The sequence below is a fragment of the Oribacterium sp. WCC10 genome (assembly GCF_900113415.1).
GTDB lineage: Bacteria > Bacillota > Clostridia > Lachnospirales > Lachnospiraceae > Oribacterium.
Map to the genome: position 1 here is coordinate 17,089 of NZ_FOPH01000027.1, position 17,072 is coordinate 34,160.

At 41.6% G+C, this 17,072-nt stretch carries 13 protein-coding genes; 2 read left to right on the plus strand and 11 right to left on the minus strand.

All coding sequences use genetic code 11. The annotated features are described in order from the left end of the window. Positions 1-6: 6 nt before the first annotated feature. From BM294_RS14280 to BM294_RS14295, 4 genes are all read right to left on the minus strand, one after another. A complete protein-coding gene (locus tag BM294_RS14280; RefSeq protein WP_091209613.1) occupies positions 7-1,482 on the minus strand; it encodes a tripartite tricarboxylate transporter permease in 1,476 nt (491 codons plus the stop codon). A gap of 14 nt (positions 1,483-1,496) precedes the next feature. After that, positions 1,497-1,934, minus strand: a complete 438-nt coding sequence (locus BM294_RS14285; RefSeq protein ID WP_091209615.1) for a tripartite tricarboxylate transporter TctB family protein — start codon at positions 1,932-1,934, stop codon at positions 1,497-1,499. Between the two features lie 116 nt (positions 1,935-2,050). Next, positions 2,051-3,190 carry a type 2 periplasmic-binding domain-containing protein gene (locus tag BM294_RS14290; RefSeq protein WP_242944549.1) on the minus strand — a complete coding sequence of 380 codons (1,140 nt, stop codon included), beginning with the start codon at positions 3,188-3,190 and terminating at the stop codon, positions 2,051-2,053. Between the two features lie 134 nt (positions 3,191-3,324). Beyond that, complete coding sequence (locus BM294_RS14295) at positions 3,325-4,656, minus strand: enolase C-terminal domain-like protein (protein ID WP_091209619.1); 1,332 nt, start codon at positions 4,654-4,656, stop codon at positions 3,325-3,327. A 344-nt stretch (positions 4,657-5,000) separates the two neighbouring features. Between BM294_RS14295 and BM294_RS14300 the strand changes: the two genes are divergently transcribed. After that, on the plus strand, positions 5,001-5,930 hold the full coding sequence (locus tag BM294_RS14300) for a LysR family transcriptional regulator (RefSeq protein WP_091209621.1): 930 nt from the start codon (positions 5,001-5,003) through the stop codon (positions 5,928-5,930). A 231-nt stretch (positions 5,931-6,161) separates the two neighbouring features. On the opposite strand, the gene BM294_RS14305 is transcribed toward BM294_RS14300, so the two are convergent. After that, the gene (locus BM294_RS14305; RefSeq protein WP_091209623.1) at positions 6,162-7,685 is read right to left on the minus strand and encodes a UxaA family hydrolase; all 1,524 of its coding nucleotides are present in this window, start codon (positions 7,683-7,685) and stop codon (positions 6,162-6,164) included. Positions 7,686-7,994: 309 nt separating this feature from the next. Here BM294_RS14305 and BM294_RS14310 point away from each other — a divergent pair, with 309 nt between their 5' ends. Further along, positions 7,995-8,903 carry a LysR family transcriptional regulator gene (locus tag BM294_RS14310; RefSeq protein WP_091209625.1) on the plus strand — a complete coding sequence of 303 codons (909 nt, stop codon included), beginning with the start codon at positions 7,995-7,997 and terminating at the stop codon, positions 8,901-8,903. Between the two features lie 145 nt (positions 8,904-9,048). Here the strand turns inward: BM294_RS14310 and BM294_RS14315 are convergent, their stop codons facing one another. From BM294_RS14315 to BM294_RS14340, 6 genes are all read right to left on the minus strand, one after another. Next, a complete protein-coding gene (locus BM294_RS14315) occupies positions 9,049-9,822 on the minus strand; it encodes an amino acid ABC transporter ATP-binding protein (RefSeq protein ID WP_091209627.1) in 774 nt (257 codons plus the stop codon). Between the two features lie 61 nt (positions 9,823-9,883). Further along, positions 9,884-10,708, minus strand: coding sequence for an amino acid ABC transporter permease (locus BM294_RS14320; protein ID WP_091209629.1), 825 nt, complete (start codon positions 10,706-10,708; stop codon positions 9,884-9,886). Further along, on the minus strand, positions 10,705-11,364 hold the full coding sequence (locus BM294_RS14325) for an amino acid ABC transporter permease (RefSeq protein ID WP_091209631.1): 660 nt from the start codon (positions 11,362-11,364) through the stop codon (positions 10,705-10,707). The genes BM294_RS14320 and BM294_RS14325 overlap by 4 nt, the downstream gene beginning before the upstream one ends. Before the next feature lie 240 nt (positions 11,365-11,604). Continuing rightward, positions 11,605-12,636, minus strand: coding sequence for a glutamate ABC transporter substrate-binding protein (locus tag BM294_RS14330; protein ID WP_091209633.1), 1,032 nt, complete (start codon positions 12,634-12,636; stop codon positions 11,605-11,607). Between the two features lie 206 nt (positions 12,637-12,842). Next, positions 12,843-14,588 (minus strand): ABC-F family ATP-binding cassette domain-containing protein, encoded by a 1,746-nt coding sequence (locus BM294_RS14335; protein ID WP_091209635.1) that lies wholly within the window; start codon positions 14,586-14,588, stop codon positions 12,843-12,845. 169 nt (positions 14,589-14,757) lie between these two features. After that, positions 14,758-16,932 (minus strand): Tex family protein, encoded by a 2,175-nt coding sequence (locus BM294_RS14340; RefSeq protein WP_091209637.1) that lies wholly within the window; start codon positions 16,930-16,932, stop codon positions 14,758-14,760. Positions 16,933-17,072 lie beyond the last annotated feature (140 nt).

Below are 17,072 nucleotides of genomic sequence, written 5' to 3' on the forward strand. Positions count from 1 at the left end.
CTATCGTTAAGCCGCAGCTTCAACCTTTTTTCTGGCCTTCTGCTTACGATCATCCATAACAGCATAAACTATCGATGCTATTATCAATACCCATATAACCCAACCTATAGGTCTTGAGAAGAAAACAAGGAGTGATCCCTTGGATGCTGATACTGCCTGAATGAAGTAATTCTCAAGATCCTTACCAAGGATAAATCCTATAAGGAAACATGTCTTTGGAATACGAATCTTTCCAAAAAGATATCCGACTATTCCGGCGATAAGCAGTGACCACACATCAAACATTCTTCCATTTTTGGCAGCATATGCTCCCACTACACAGATCATGATGATAACCGGATACAGTCTCTGTCTTGGAATGTAGATGATCTTTGAAATCCACTTGATAGGATAGAACATGCAAAGGAACATGATTATGTTACAGAGAAGCATTGCAAGGAGGATCTGATGCCATGTCTCTGTATTCTGTGTGATAAACAGTGGTCCCACCTGTATACCCTGAAGCATGAAGGCCGAGATCAATATAGCAGTTGTAGAGTCACCCGGGATACCAAGTGAAAGAAGCGGTATCATAGCTCCGCCGGTAAGTCCATTATTTGAACTCTCTGATGCAACAAGACCTTCCGGCACACCCTGTCCTAGAAGTTCAGGATGCTTTGACCAGCTCTTTGCCTGTGAATAAGCAAGTATGGAGGCAGCCGAACCGCCAACTCCAGGAAGAACTCCCATAAATGTACCTATGATAGAAGATCTCACAAGATTAACACCCTGTCCCTTGAGATCGGACAATGAGAACTTTGTTCCCTCATTATTTCCGTCGACCTTTTCTATCTTAAACCGCATGCCTTCTTCTGCTTCCTCAAAAATCTGAGAAATGGCGAAAAGTCCGATAAGAACCGGAAGAAGCTGGAAACCGTCAGACAGATATGCTTTAAGAGCCGAAGGTACCATACGATAGGAGTTATTTACACTGAACATTCCGATAAGTGAAACAAGCACTCCGAAAAATCCTGCAAACACGCCTCTCAGCATCTGACCATTGGAAAGGGCTGCAATTACTGTAAGAGCAAAAAGAATGATAAGGAACTTTTCAACTGCTGAAAACTTGAGTGCTGCTGCTGAAAGAAGCGGAGTAAACAGAGCCAGTGCGATAAGAGAAATGATTCCTCCGATGAAGGATGAAAGTATACCTATCTTAAGTGCTCTCTCACCTTCACCACGCTTAGCCATTGGATATCCGTCAAATGTAGTTGTGATGGAGGATGGTGTTCCCGGAATATTGATTAGAATTGCCGGAACAAGTCCGCCGGAAATACCACCGATATAAAGTCCTAAAAGAAGATATAAAGCAGGTACAAGATCATAAGCATATGTCATGGGCAGGAATACCGCCACAGCCATGGTTGCAGTCATACCCGGAATGGCACCAAAGATAATTCCGGCAATGACACCAAGTACTGCAAGTAAAATATTAGTAATCATTGTTAGCCACTCCTTTAATAAATAGTGAATCCCTGATTTACGAATGTAATCGTAAACATACCGTTTGGAAGTGTGATCTTAAAGAATACGCCAAATGCTATGCTGACTATCAAAGAGGCAACAACCGCAATCAAAAGGCTGATTCCTATGGATTTAGGACTTGTACCGGCATAAAGAATATTGAAGAGAAATACAAATATTATGCTGGTAAGCGTAAATCCGATGATGTCAAGAGTAACAATATATCCCACGAACAGGACTAGCGTTCCAAAAAGCTTTATGAAATCAGGATTATCTTTAAAGAACTTTTTCGGCATTGAGAAGAATGCCTCTCCCTTTGCTACACGGGCACGTCCTTCTGTGATAATGATAGCTGCGAGAAGAATGCATAAAATGCAGATGACGATTCTCGGAACTATCCAGTGCTCGGTAGAATAAACTACATTTATCATATATATCCCCTTATATATAGGGTGTGCCTTTTCACAAATATTTCATGTTTGTGAAAAGGCATCCTATACTCTCTTATTACTTAGTGAACAACTGATATGGTCAGGAGTTATCTTAATTACGCTGTTATATCATCAAGATTTGGAGCCTGCTTGATGATCTGTGCACACATATCACGCTTTTCAAGGATAAACTTCTGTGAAACATCTAAGCCTACTTCATCCTCAGAAAGAACTGTGTAGTAAAGCTTCTTCATATCAGCCTGGAAGTCAGGATCATTTACAACCTTCTTCATAGCTGCTTCGTACTCGGCAAGTACGCTTGCATCCATATCCTTAGGGAAGTACATTGCAAAATCCTTAGGGAAATCAAATGCCTTTCCATCGAACTCAACACCATCATCAGCCATTGACTGGATTTCAACACCTTCAACTGTTGAACCTGAATCAAACATGTTCATAGCAAGCTGTGCATCTACACCGTCAAGTGTATACTGCTCGAAAGCTGATGTATCACCATAGATTACATCTGCATTTCTGTCCCAGAGTCTCTGAAGCTTCTCTGCTGTTGTACCACCAACGATTGCCTTGATTCTGCCTGCAACCTCATCACCTTCTTTAGCCTTAACGTCAAGATAATATGCTGCAAATGCAATGTGTGATGTTCCGCCTGCCTCAATGTTAAATGAGACTGTCTTATCCGGATTTGCCTTAAGATACTCGGTTACATCCTTAAGTGATGTCCAGCCGCTTTCCTTCGCTGCACCGAAACAAGCTCCGGGGTTACGACCAAAACGTGGTCCGATAGTCATATTCTCAAGTGAATATTTCTCATCAACTGCTCCGAAAAGTACTGACATATAAGTCATATCATGGAACATCATAACAGTTTTTCCGTCACCCTTGGCTGTCTGCATCTCCTCAAGAGCTGCTGCATTACCGATAGCATCAACCTTTCCGTTGAATCCCATGTACTTTGAAAGATATCTTGTTACGATATCTGCCATCATGTAGGAATCGCCTGATGTGGATGTTGAGCCTATAACTACTCTTACATTCTGTCCCTTTAATGATGAAGTACCATCTGCATTCTCAACCGGTGCAGCTTTGTCACCTGAGCCTGAACCTGCAGCTTCTGATGCAGCCGCTGTTGTTGTGGATGCTGAACCGCCTCCAACCTGGATACCTGCTGATGAGCAGCCGGCAAGAATGCTCATAGCCATGGCACCGGCTAATACTACTGAAAATAATCTTTTCATTTTGATCCTCCTATAAATAAGACCTTACACTCAGGTCTAAAAGATACATGTTTTCATCCACGTGGCAGATAAGAGTCGTATTTATCCAATCTCGTATCTGACCACCAGTTATATTTGAAAGTCAACTCTTAAACTTATCTAACCATGCAAGGACGCTTGTTATCGAACTTCCATCCGGGAATCAGGTACTGCATTCCGATAGCATCATCACGGGCACCGAGGCAATTATCTACATAAAGTTTGTTAGCCTTCATGATCTGCTCACGATCCACTTCAACGCCAAGTCCTACTGTCTTGTCGATATCATTAATGCATCCGCCTACGATCTGCATAGGTTTCTTTGTAAGACGCTCTCTGCCTTCCTGCCAGATCCAGTGTGTATCGATACCGTTAAGTTTGCCAGGAACAGCTGCTGCGCACTGAGCTACCATAGCAAGTGAGATATCGAAATGATTGTTTGAGTGGCATCCCCACATAAGACCGAAATCATTGCAAAGCTGTCCTACTCTTACTGAACCTTCCATGGTCCAGAAATGTGGATCCGCAAGAGGAATGTCTACACTCTTAAGCTGGATGCAATGTCTCATCTGTCTCCAGTCTGTATCGATCATGTTTGTGGCTGTCGGCATTCCTGTCTCCTGCTTGAACTCAGCCATAATCTCACGGCCAGAGAAACCGTTCTCTGCGCCACATGGATCCTCTACATAAGCAAGCACCTTCTTGAGAGCAGGTGCAACCCGAACTGCTTCCTCAAGGCTCCAACAACCGTTAGGATCAAGGTCTACTCTTGCATTTGGAAATGCTTCCTTGATTGCTGTTACAGCCTTAACTTCCTCATCCGGCTGAAGAACACCTCCCTTAAGTTTGAAATCCTCAAAACCGTACTTCTCATGAGTTGCCCTGGCAAGAGCAACGATGTGCTCAGGATCCATAGCCTCTTCATGACGAAGTCTGTACCAGTCACAATCCGAATCAGGCTCTTCCTCATATGGAAGGTCTGTCTTTTTTCTGTCTCCTACATAGAAAAGGTATGAGAGAAATCTGACAGATGTTCTCTGAAGTCCGTCACCCATGAGAGACGCTGCAGGAACCTCAAGGAACTTACCCATAAGGTCAAGGAGAGGTGCCTCAATAGCAGTAACTACATGTACTCCTGTACGCAGATCAAAAGTCTGAAGGCCTCTTACGTCATCCTTGATATTCTCCGAAAGCCATGCTCTTACCTTGTTTAATGTATTCTTGTAATCAGAGATTTTTGTTCCTAAAACCAGATCCTTAACTGCCTCTAATGCATTTGTGATCTTCTGTCCACCGGGAACCTCACCTACACCCATAGCTCCGTTAGAGTCTGTCAGGATAACGATATTTCTTGTGAAGTATGGTGCATGTGCTCCAGAAAGGTTAAGCTCCATACAATCGTGTCCTGCAACAGGAAATACTTCCATTTTTTCAATAACCGGAATCATTTTATCTCTCCTTATCTATCCATTAAAACTATGCGTTCTGTTCACGCTTTTTATTTACATGATGAAGTTTAACTTAAGGTAGAAATGAAGTAAAACGGGAAAAACTGATGGTTAAATAAGCAAAACTTATTATATAATAGTATTACGATAAGTTTTGCTTTTAGTTATTCTAATATTTGCATTAGTTTTTCTTATGTATGAATTTTGACCAAAAAGATTTCTGATGCTAAACTCAAAAAAGAATCGGCATCACCACACCGGCAAAACTCTTTTGTTGATTTTTGTATCGATAAACCGGACCGGATTTTCACCCCCACATTTAACCCGTACCGATGGAGAATTATATGGATTTCAGAATCTGTGAATATATAGTTGAGATAGAGAAAGAAGAAAACATCACAAAGGCTGCAAAAAACCTATTTATATCTCAGTCAGCCCTTAACCAGCAGCTTCTCAAGCTGGAAAAGGATTTGGGAACCCAGCTCTTCTTTCGTTCAAGAACAGACTGGCACCCTACCGAAGCAGGAAAGATATACCTGGAGGGGGCCAAAAGAGCTCTTCTCATAAAACAGGAAACATACAAAAAGATACATGATATTACTCATGCAGGTGAATCAGAGTTAAAGATAGGTCTCACTCCCGGACGTGGCATACATATGTTTACGTCCATTTACCCTGAACTTCATTCCAAGTTTTCAAATCAAAAATTTTCTCCTATCGAAATGGGAGTCTATAAGCAGAAGGATGCCTTGCAGAATGGTGATATTGACATTGGCTTTGTCACTCTCAGAGAGGATCAGCGGGGTAACTATGACTATACCCTTCTAGGAAAAGAAGAAATGGTTGTACTGGTTCCATCCGTCCATCCTCAATGTGAAAATTACAGTCTCGACAACGGCCAGCTTCCTGTTATCAATCTGAAAAATCTTGAATATGAACCATTTACCCTCATGTCTTCTCAATCAAGTAATCGTCAGATAATCGATGACATATTCAGTCGTAACGGATTTATACCTTCCATTCTGATGGAAACCAATCATACAGCAAGTATCCCTTCCCTTGTGGAAACTTCACTGTGCTGTGCTATCATTCCACGATTTTATATAGATCCCCATAATAAACATTACAAATGTTTCGCTCTTCCCAGCCATCCTTCATGGGATCTTTGTATAGCAACCCGTAAAGGCTCCTATCTCACGGATGCAGAAAAAGAATTTATAAAGCTTGCAAAGAACTATTGGAATGAACATTTGATACCTGTTCAGACCAACTGACGGATATAATGCACGGAATCTAAGGAAACACAGATTATATCAGCATTTAACTAAAAAGCCCATCACTATCGACAAATACTTTTCGATAGAGATGAGCTTTTTACTACTGTCAATTAATTCCGGTACAACATAGATTAAGTATCCGGCACATCAGTGTTTTCATGAATATAGTGATTTAAAAAACACTTATAATTAATTTGCTTTTCGTCATTAAAATACGTTATACAACAATCAGGTAATTGGTGCCGGATTGAACACACAGAGATCATTTGCAAATCCGTACTGCTCTGTAAACGGCCTCTTTATTCCTGATGCAACATCAAGGATGAAGTCAAAGAGTTCCTCACCCTGTTCGGCTATGGTTTTGTCACCAACAGCAGCAGGTCCTGCATTAAAGTCAATGATATCAGACCACTGCTCCTTCATCTCGTTTCTTGAGCAAAGCTTGATTACAGGAGCCGCTGCAAGTCCGTAGGGAGTTCCTCTTCCTGTCATGAATACTTCAAGGCCCATACCTGATGCAAGCTGAGAAGGTCCGCACACAAGATCAGATGCCGGCGTTGCCGCAAATATCTCACCGTGCTTTGTCGGTCTGTCTCCGGGAGAAAGCACTTCCATGATAGGTGATGAACCTGACTTTGCAATGGAACCCATGGATTTCTCTATGATATTGGAAAGTCCGCCCTTCTTGTTACCGGGCGTTGTATTGGCACCTCTGTCAACGCCACCCTTTCTCAGGTACTCGTCATACCACTTCATCTCCTGAACAAGACGTTTTCCCACCTCATCATTTATACATCTCTCAGCTATAAACTGAACTCCGTCACGTACCTCTGTAACTTCTGAAAACATGGCTGTTCCTCCACCGGATACCAGAAGGTCTGCGGCATACCCTGCTGTCGGATTCGCAGTAATTCCTGAAAATGCATCTGACCCTCCGCACTGCATGCCGACAAGAAGTTCCGAAAGCGGAAGCTCTTCTCTTCTTCTCTCATTAAGTATCTGAAGTTTCTTCTCCGCCATCTCAATTATGGCATCCATCATAGCCTGATAGCCCTTGTTTTCCTGAAGTATGATAACATTTTCCTTAGTGTTGAGTTCCGGCCACCACTCACAGAAACGGTCCACGGTAAATTTCTCGCATCCAAGTCCCACAAGCATGAATACTCCGCCAAAGTTAGGATGCATAGCGATATTTCTGATGATCTTCTGCGGAATATATGCATCCGGTGCATCAATGGCAACACCACAGCCATAAGGATGATTAACTGCAACAACATCATCAACATTCGGATACTTCGGAAGTATCTCTTCCTTTATCTTTTTTATGGCAACATTGAGGACTCCGGCAACACACTGTACTGTTGTGTTGATACCAAGGATGTTTCTGGTTCCGGCATAAAATCCGGATGGATTCCTGTAACCCATCCAGGTGGTTCTTTTGGGCCTGGGAAGATCTGTTCTGATGTTTACACCAAACTTCATACTGTCAAGATCCGGTGCAGGTGCCATGATCAGATTTCTCTCATTTATCCATCCACCCTTTGGAATATCTTCAGATGTTGTACCGAGACAAACGCCGTAACGATACACCTCCGTTCCTTTTTTCATCTCTTCAAGTGCAATCTTATGGGCCTGTGGTATATCCACCTGAGTAACCACTCCCGACATTACTTCTGTTCCCTTAGGAACATCATGTATAGCAATGGCTACATTATCTCTATCAGTTATTCTGATACATAGTCTGCCTGTCATAAATAACTCCCATCTGTACGCATAAAACCATTTAGCTGATTCCATCTTTTTATCTTTTCCGGAAGCTGAATAATGCTTTATATAAGCTATTCAGGCTATGGTCAATACGCATCTTCAAATTGTCTGCAATCATTTACAAAACTTTTTGTTCCGTGTAAAATGAGTATAATTGCGTCGGTCGAGTAAGTAAAATTAATAATCATTAACCATCTATAAGTTTTGCTAATTCTACAATATTTTGCATTTTATTCAAATAACGAATTATTTATCAAAACCACGTAAAGATCATTTAAGTTCTAAGAGGATTCTATGGATACTAAACTGATTGAATATATTATCAAAATTGCAGATGAGGGTTCTATAACAAAGGCTGCGGAGAAACTTTTTATAACACAATCCGCACTATCACAGCAGCTGCAGAAGCTTGAAAAAGAAGTAGGAACACCTCTGTTTGTAAGAAACAAGGCAGCCTGGGCTCCAACTCCTGAAGGTCAGGTATACCTGGAAAATGCAAGAGAAATGCTCAGAATAAAGCAAAAGACCTATACCATCATAGCCGACATGGTTGAGAAGCATAACGGCTATCTTTCTGTTGGTATGACTCAAGGTCGTGGTTTTGATATGTTTTCCTATGTTTATCCTATCTTCCACGACAGGTATCCCGAATATACCGTTGAACCCAGAGAGCTCAGTGTAAAGCAGCAGCAGGAAGCTGTTCACCGGGGTGAACTTGACATCGGTTTTGTAACATTGACAGACAGTCAGAAAACAAATGATGAATATATAGATTTATTCAAGGAGGAAATATATCTGGCACTTCCCGAAGAGTACCCGCTCAGCAGAGAGTTCCTCCAGACTGATGACAGGTATCCGACAGTACCATTAACAGCTCTTCAATATGAGCCTTTTGTCCTTATGTACAAAGAATCCACCATCCGTAAGATGGTGGATCAGATATTCCATGATGCAGGTTTTAACCCGACTGTACTTTTTGAAACATCAAGTAACATGACCATTCTTTCAATGATCCGGGCAAAACTTGCATGCGGACTTGTACCATATCACTATGTTAAGCAAAAGCCGGACGGTGTAAGATTCTACAGACTGCCATTCAGACCGACTTGGAAAGTTTGTGTCACATATCCGAAAAATGCCTATTTAAGCAAGGCAGCAAAGGACTTTATTAACCTGGTTACCGTATATTGGCAGAAGGAATGATTCTTTCCTTATTCATACTATTAAAACAGGCATAAGCTTTTATTCCCACAGATTTACTGTATGGAAAGCCCATGCCTGTTTTTACGCTCTCAGTTTCTTAACATTATCCAAATGAAATAAAGATATCCTAATGGCATTTGCCTCATCAATGTCTGTTGATAGAATCAAGGAATTCTCTTGCTCTTTCTGACTTTGGATTTGTAAAAAACTCATCCGGTGCAGCTTCCTCAATGATACTACCGTCAGCCATAAACACAACTCTGTCCGCAACACGTCTTGCGAAATTCATCTCATGAGTGACCACTATCATTGTCATACCTTCATGAGCAAGCTCAGTCATTACATCCAGAACCTCCTGAATCATCTCAGGATCCAATGCACTTGTGGGCTCGTCAAAAAGCATTACCTTTGGATGCATGGCAAGTGACCGTGCAATAGCCGCCCTCTGTTGCTGACCACCCGAAAGCTTCGCCGGAAACTTATCCGCCTGACTGTCCACACCAACCCTTTTGAGAAGTTCCAAAGCTTCCTTCTTTACCTCTTCTTCTGGTCTCTTAAGTACATCTATAGGTCCCATCATAACATTATCGAGTATGGTTCTGTGGGCAAACAGATTAAATGACTGAAATACCATTCCTATCTGTGTTCTGAGCTCCGCAAGTTCTTTTCCTCCCTCAGGGAGTTTTTTACCTTCGATACGTATCTCTCCGGATTTGATAGTCTCAAGTCGGTTGATAGTACGGCACAATGTTGACTTTCCGGAACCTGACGGTCCGATAAGAACAACAACTTCGCCCCTTTCCACACTTAGATTTATATCCTTGAGAGCATGCATTTCTCCATAGTACTTTTCGACATGCCTTAGTTCTACAACAGGTATTTCAAGTGATTTATCAAGTACATCTTTATTTCTTTCCATATCTGTAATTAACCTTTCATCAATTCAATTTGTCATTTCAAATATTTACATCCGACACTCTTTATCTTCCGACTACCGGTGTCATCCCGCTTCTTTTGGCTAGTGAAACCGATATTCTGTTAAGAAAATAATTAATAAGAATGTATATCACGCCGGCAACCAGATAAACCGAAAGCAGTGCATCATAGTTTGATATCAGAACCTTTGCATTCTGCATAAGATCCGGAAAACTCAGGATATATGAAAATGTTGTATCCTTCACAACTATCACAAGATCAGATACGAGTGCAGGAATAATATACCTTACGGCCTGAGGGAAGATTATCTTTAAAAATACATTAATCTCTCTCATACCAATGGATAAAGCTGCCTCCCGCTGCCCTTTAGGAACAGCATTAACCCCTGAACGTAAAACTTCCGAAACCATTCCCGAAGCTGATATAGCTACAGGCAAAGATATTCGCCATACCGTTGGAAGATTTATCCCCATCTTAGGAACATCCAAAAAGAAAAAATAAATGAACAAAAGAGTCGGAACACCTCTCGTAAATTCTACAAGCGCAATCCCGATGTAGTTCAAAGGTTTGTATACACATATCCTCATACACATGAAAACAAATCCTATGGCCAACGCTGAAGTACCGGCAAGCAATGAAGCCTCCAGTGTACCAAGGATACCTTCAAATAGAAATTTCCATGTCGTAAGCTTAGTAAAGAAAAACCAGTATCTGCTATCCAGCTGTCCGCTTTCCGAAAAAAGCTTCACTATATAACACAGAAATACCATTATCACCAATAATGAAACAACCGTAGCAACAGCTGTTTTCTTTCTTGTTTCTTTCCCCGGAGTCTCATACAACATGTCTCTGACTGTTAATTCTCTCATCGAACTATCCTCACTTTCCTGTCAATGTAACTTCCGATCTGTCCGATGATAACCGCTGTTCCACAATACATGACAGCAGAAATCAGGAATGAAGTAACGCCTCCGGTATCACGTGTATTGATATATGATACAAGTCCCGTAAGGTCCTTTGGATTAAGCGGAACCTGAGATGCAAGAGAGGTTGTGAGCATGGTTGCTATAAGCAGATTGGTCATTGGCAATATCGAAAATCTGACTGCCTGCGGTATCACTACTTTTCTCATCATGATACCAAAATCCATGCCGAGTGATCTTGCCGCCTCGATCTGGCCTATGCCTATCGCATTTATTCCACTCATGAGATATTCCGATGCAAAAGCTGCAGGAATCAGCACTGTAGCTATAAGAACGCATTGATAATATGATAGTATCACCTGAAGATTCGGTAATGCATATACAAGAAAAATCAGAAGTGATGCACCAGGGATATTCCTGAATATCTGAACATAAATATCTCCTGATATTCTAAGTGGCTTTACAGGACATACCCTCATGACAGTAATGATTATGCCGATGATCATCGCTCCGGCAAAAGAAATAAAGGTAAGCTGCCATGTCGTTAAAAGTGCTTCAACATATTTGTCGCCATACTGAGACAGTAATTCACTTATAGTCATAAAACATTCCTTTTAAAAACATAAAACACATAAAAAATAGAAGTAACTAATAAAAAAGTGCAGAAATGCTTATACGGCATGACAGAACATAAATATCCTGTTCCGCCATGCCGTAATCATCATTGATACAAATCAAATTTACTTTATGCTGACTTTATAAAACAATCTATCCTTCTATAAAGTTTCTTTGGGATATGCCATGATGTGCAGATAAAAGCATTTGCTTTCCTGTCAGATTTATCATCCTACAGCCGGAGCTTCAGGTGCATCACTTATTCCGGTTCTGTCACCAAGGCTAACCTTCCAGAGATCTTTCCAAAGCCCCTCTTCTTCAATCTTCTTAAGGAAGCTGTTTACAAACTCCACACCATCAGAATCCTTTGGAAGACCTATGCCGTAGTTATCTTCAGGTCCGAATACATCACCGGCAATCTCATACTTACCGGTTTCCTTTACAAGTGCATTGAGCATGAGTGTATAGTCTGTAACATAAGCATCTACTCTGCCCTGCTCAAGCGCTGTACGTGCCTCTATATCTGAAGAGAATTCCTGAACTGTTGCTTCAGGTGCATACTCCTCAAGAATAGCCGGGCCTGTTGAGCCGGCCTGTGTTGCTACAACCTTGCCAGCCAGATCATCAACACCTGTTATATCGCTGTTACCTGCCTTGACAAGTACAGCCTGTCTTGAAGTGTAGTATGGACCTGCAAAAGAGATAAGCTCCTTACGCTTATCTGTTATTGAATATGTTGCGAATACAGCATCAACCTGACCTGTTGTCAGTACAGATTCACGAGTGCTGGAATCAACCTGAGTAATCTCATACTTTGACTCATCTCCGAGAATATATCTTGCTAAAAGCTGATAAAGACCGGCATCAAAGCCTCTGACTCCGTTATCTGTTTCATCAAGCTGACTGAATAGCTGAGATGTACGTGTTCCGCCGACTCTCAGTACTCCTGCCTCCTTTACTGCCTTTGCCCATTCAGAAGCAGCGATCTCATCATCTGATGCTACAGGCCCCTTTGTAAGAAGTTCATCAAATGCCGCTTTATCTATTGGTGCCGCCTGAGGCTCTGCCACTTCCTGCGCTTTTGTTGTCTCCTCTGCAGCTTCGGTAGTTGATGCTTCAGAAGCTGCCTCCGTTACTGCTGCTGTAGTGGCCGATGTAGAAGCAGTCGGTGTTGATGATACTCCGCCACATGCAGTAAGACCTGCAACTGATGCTGAAATCAATAGACCTGCAAATAATCTCTTGTAACTCTTCTTCATAATTCTCCTCCTCTATGGGGACTTAAAAGATCATAAACCCATAAAAAATCTGCACCACTATAAGACAACAATCATTTGTCCGTCTTACATTAGTGCAGATTTTATCAAAATCTTCGTTCTTTAAATAATACATATTTCTAATTGACAGCTATAACCTCTATCTATAGAAATATTTTCTTTATTTAACACCGATTTTATATGAATCTTTATTCTTTTATCTCTGATAGTTCTTCTGATGTGGTTTCCCAGATCTCATAAAGTTCTTCAAGTCTCGTATCATTCTTCTCATGTTCCTTATGAAGTTCCATAAGTCGTCCGACATCAGCCGCAATTTCAGGATTCTGATAGTCATCATCCAAAACCTGATTTCTTGCTTCAAGCTTCTGAATCTCATCCTCTGTAGCTTTTAATGTTCGCTCAAGTCTCTGGAGATTCTTCTTAAGTTCCTTCTGCATCTCCCAGTCAAGCTTCTGCTCGGATTTTACTTCAGGAATAATCTCCTGCGCCATTGCTTTGACAGCATTACCCTGGGCAGAAGTCGTAGTGGAACTACCGTATCTGCGTACATCCTCTTTTTTTTCAAGGTAATAATCGTAATTTCCGATGTAATTATCAAATCGGTTTTCAAAAAGCTCCAATATGCGGTTTGAAGTCTTGTTTATGAAATATCGGTCATGAGAAACGTACAGTACTGTTCCTTCGTAATTGTTGATTGCATCCTCAAGAACCTCTCTGCCCTGTATATCCAGGTGGTTCGTAGGCTCGTCGAGAATAAGGAAATTGGCATTACTAAGCATGAGCTTCGCAAGTGATACTCTTCCCTGCTCGCCACCGCTCAGATCACCGATTCGTTTATAGACATCTTCCCCTCTAAACAGAAAAGCCGCAAGAACATTTCGAACCTTTGTGTTGTTAAGGTAAGGATAATCATCCTGTATCTCATCAAAGATGGTTTTGTCCATGTGGAGTACGGCATGCTCCTGATCGTAGTAACCTATTTCCACATTTGTTCCAAGCTTAAAGCTTCCTGTATCAGCATCCACATACTGATTCAGTATCTTAAGGAGCGTTGTCTTTCCTGTACCGTTGGCACCTATGACAGCCACATGCTCTCCTCTCTTTATCTCAAAGGAGATATTGGAGAACAAAGTCTTATCATCAAATTTCTTGCTGAGATCCTTTACCGAAAGAACGTCATTTCCCGACTGAACACTTGGTGTAAGTGCGAGTCTCATCTCATTGTCAAGCTCCTCCGGCTTTTCAAGAAGTTCAACCTTGGCCAATGCCTTTTCACGGGACTCTGCCCTCTTAATGGACTTTTCTCTGTTAAACTGCTTAAGCTTTGTGATAACAGCCTGCTGATGCTGCAGCTCCTGCTGCTGGTTAAGATAAGCCTTCAGTTCAGAATCACGTATCTGCTTTTTCTTAACGGCATATTCAGAGTAATTACCCTTGTACATACGGGCCTTACCATTATCAAGATCAATGATCTTGGTAACAACATGGTCAAGGAAATAACGGTCATGGGATACAAGAAGTACTGCTCCGTCATATCTCTTTAAGACCTTCTCAAGCCACTGTATTGAATCAATATCCAGATGGTTTGTGGGCTCGTCGAGTATCAGCAGGTCAGGCTTATCCTGAAGAATCTCTTCCAGTCTTTTTCTGGTTTTCTGTCCTCCGGACAGCGTATCAAAATCTTCAACTCCTGTTTCAATATCAGCATGTTGCTGAGCAAGGTATCCTATCTTCCTGTCCTTTGAGAAAGCGATGACAGACTCACTGTCATCAGGCTCCTCCTGTCCAAGAATACAGCGTATCAGCGTGGTTTTCCCTGAACCATTGATTCCTACTATTGCCGCTTTTTCTTTATCTTCGATATGGAAGGTTACTCCCTTCAATATCTGTTTTCCAACATAAGTTTTATTTAAATTTGCAATATTTAATATCATAACTTCGCTAGTATATATGAAACCTCTATCCGGTGCAAGTTTTGTCCTGTTTTAAGATAAAAGACCGGGCAGATATCCACCCGGTTCTGAACCAACAAAAACATAGAACGCAAACAAACTATATGTTCATCCTGTTTGTACTCAAAATATTGAGGAATCACTGATCATATCACTTCTGAGGTACACCCTTCATGGAAAGAGAGATTTTCTTTCTTTCCTTATCTACCGACAATACCTTTACATTAACGATATCTCCGACCTTAACAACATCCAAAGGATGCTTTACGAACTTATCCGCAATCTGTGAGATATGAACAAGGCCATCCTGATGAACTCCGATATCGACAAATGCACCGAAATCAATAACATTTCTTACAGTCCCGCTCAGAACCATCTCGGGTTTCAGATCATCAAAGTCAAGTACATCCGAACGAAGCACCGGTGCCGGAACATCTTCACGTGGATCACGTCCCGGTTTGGCGAGTTCCTTCACAATATCCTGAAGTGTATATTCACCGACTCCCATCTTCTTTGCAAGTTCAGGTATAGACACTTTTGCTTCTTTTAGCTTTTTCTCAATGTCCAGTGTATTTCCGTCTTTTACATCAGTCGCGTCGAATCCAAGGAGCTTCAAGAGTTCCTTTGCAGCTTCGTAACTCTCAGGATGAACAGACGTCATATCAAGAACATCCTTACCATCACGGATACGAAGGAAGCCGGCACACTGTTCATAAGCCTTTGGTCCAAGCTTAGGAACCTTCAAGAGTTCCTTTCTTGAAGTAAATGCACCATTCTCCTCACGGTAGGTCACAATATTCCTGGCAATGGTTTTATTGACACCTGAAACATACTCAAGCAGTGAGAATGAGGCCGTATTGACATCAACTCCTACCTTGTTTACGCAATCCTCTACCACATTACCAAGCTGTTCGCTGAGCTTTGTCTGATTCATATCGTGCTGATACTGACCTACACCTATTGACTTCGGATCTATCTTAACAAGTTCAGCCAACGGATCCTGCAAACGTCTGGCCATAGATGTCGCAGATCTCTGTCCGACATCAAAGTTAGGAAATTCCTCTGTCGCAAGCTTTGATGCTGAATAAACCGACGCACCTGCCTCATTGACGATAACGTACTGGACCGGAAGCTTACTCTTATTTATAAAGTCAGCAATGATCTGTTCAGATTCACGGGATGCAGTTCCGTTTCCAAGGGAAATGATGTCAACATGATACTTTTTGACAAGTCCCTCGATAACTCTCATTGACTCCGCAATCTTGTTCTGAGGTGCTGTCGGGAAAATAACTGTTGTATCAAGAACCTTTCCTGTCGGGTCAACAACAGATATCTTACAGCCTGTACGGAATGCCGGATCCCATCCGAGAACAGTCTTGCCAATGATGGGTGGCTGCATCAGAAGCTGTCCAAGATTCTCTCCGAATACCTTTATAGCTCCATCCTCTGCTTTTTCCGTGAGATCGTTTCGTATCTCGGTCTCTATGGATGGTGCTATAAGTCTCTTATATGCATCCGCAGCTGCTTCCTCAAGATATGATGTTGTTTCTTTATTTCTTCCTGCACCGATGTGACGGTTCATGAACTTTATGATCTGATCCTCCGGTGCCTCAATCTTTACAGTGAGAATCTTTTCACTCTCTCCTCTGTTAAGCGCCAGAATACGATGTCCCGGAATCTTTTTAAGCGGTTCTGTATACTCATAGTAGTTCTCATACACAGTTTTTTCTTCAGCCTGCTTCTTTGTCCTTGCTGTAGATACGATATGTCCTTCCTCGTATGTCTTTTTACGTATCCACTCACGAAGACTTGCACTGTCTGATAGTGTTTCCGCTATAATATCCTCTGCACCTGCTATAGCTGCCTTTACATCAGGTACCTCTTTTTCTTCATTTATATATCTCTCAGCCTCAACTGTCACTGGGGTTTGAGACTTTCCTGAAACGATAAATACCGCCAACGGTTCCAGACCCTTCTCCTTTGCTATCATGGCTCTGGTACGGCGCTTTGGCTTGTAGGGACGATAAATATCCTCAAGCTTTACTGCAGTCTCTGCTTCATCAATCTGCTTTCTCAACTCATCTGTAAGCTTGCCCTGCTCTTCTATGGAAGCAATGATAGTATTCTTTCTATCCTCCAGATTACGAAGATACTTGAGTCTCTCATCAAAAGCACGAAGTACATCATCATGCATTGCACCTGTCTGTTCCTTACGATAACGTGCAATAAAAGGAATGGTATTTCCCTCATCAATAAGCTTAATGACTGCTTCAGTCTGAGTCTTTTTTATACCAAGTTCCTTAGTGATTATTTCAACAATATTCATAATATTTCCTCTGACCGGTTTATAAAAAATCCTATGTATTATATCATGAGTCGCCCGACAAATGGACGTTTATATCACATCCATTTTCGATATATTGTTCCTTGAAAACTTAATACACTATCTTTTTTATAAAAAATACG

What these genes read in the sequence shown, in the direction of transcription:
- BM294_RS14295 (WP_091209619.1), bottom strand. Translation starts at nt 4,656, where the DNA reads ATGATTCCGGTTATTGAAAAAATGGAAGTATTTCCTGTTGCAGGACAC.
- BM294_RS14315 (WP_091209627.1), bottom strand. Translation starts at nt 9,822, where the DNA reads ATGGAAAGAAATAAAGATGTACTTGATAAATCACTTGAAATACCTGTT.
- BM294_RS14285 (WP_091209615.1), bottom strand. Translation starts at nt 1,934, where the DNA reads ATGATAAATGTAGTTTATTCTACCGAGCACTGGATAGTTCCGAGAATC.
- BM294_RS14325 (WP_091209631.1), bottom strand. Translation starts at nt 11,364, where the DNA reads ATGACTATAAGTGAATTACTGTCTCAGTATGGCGACAAATATGTTGAA.
- BM294_RS14320 (WP_091209629.1), bottom strand. Translation starts at nt 10,708, where the DNA reads ATGAGAGAATTAACAGTCAGAGACATGTTGTATGAGACTCCGGGGAAA.
- BM294_RS14300 (WP_091209621.1), top strand. Translation starts at nt 5,001, where the DNA reads ATGGATTTCAGAATCTGTGAATATATAGTTGAGATAGAGAAAGAAGAA.
- BM294_RS14335 (WP_091209635.1), bottom strand. Translation starts at nt 14,588, where the DNA reads ATGATATTAAATATTGCAAATTTAAATAAAACTTATGTTGGAAAACAG.
- BM294_RS14305 (WP_091209623.1), bottom strand. Translation starts at nt 7,685, where the DNA reads ATGACAGGCAGACTATGTATCAGAATAACTGATAGAGATAATGTAGCC.
- BM294_RS14290 (WP_242944549.1), bottom strand. Translation starts at nt 3,190, where the DNA reads ATGAAAAGATTATTTTCAGTAGTATTAGCCGGTGCCATGGCTATGAGC.
- BM294_RS14310 (WP_091209625.1), top strand. Translation starts at nt 7,995, where the DNA reads ATGGATACTAAACTGATTGAATATATTATCAAAATTGCAGATGAGGGT.
- BM294_RS14340 (WP_091209637.1), bottom strand. Translation starts at nt 16,932, where the DNA reads ATGAATATTGTTGAAATAATCACTAAGGAACTTGGTATAAAAAAGACT.
- BM294_RS14330 (WP_091209633.1), bottom strand. Translation starts at nt 12,636, where the DNA reads ATGAAGAAGAGTTACAAGAGATTATTTGCAGGTCTATTGATTTCAGCA.
- BM294_RS14280 (WP_091209613.1), bottom strand. Translation starts at nt 1,482, where the DNA reads ATGATTACTAATATTTTACTTGCAGTACTTGGTGTCATTGCCGGAATT.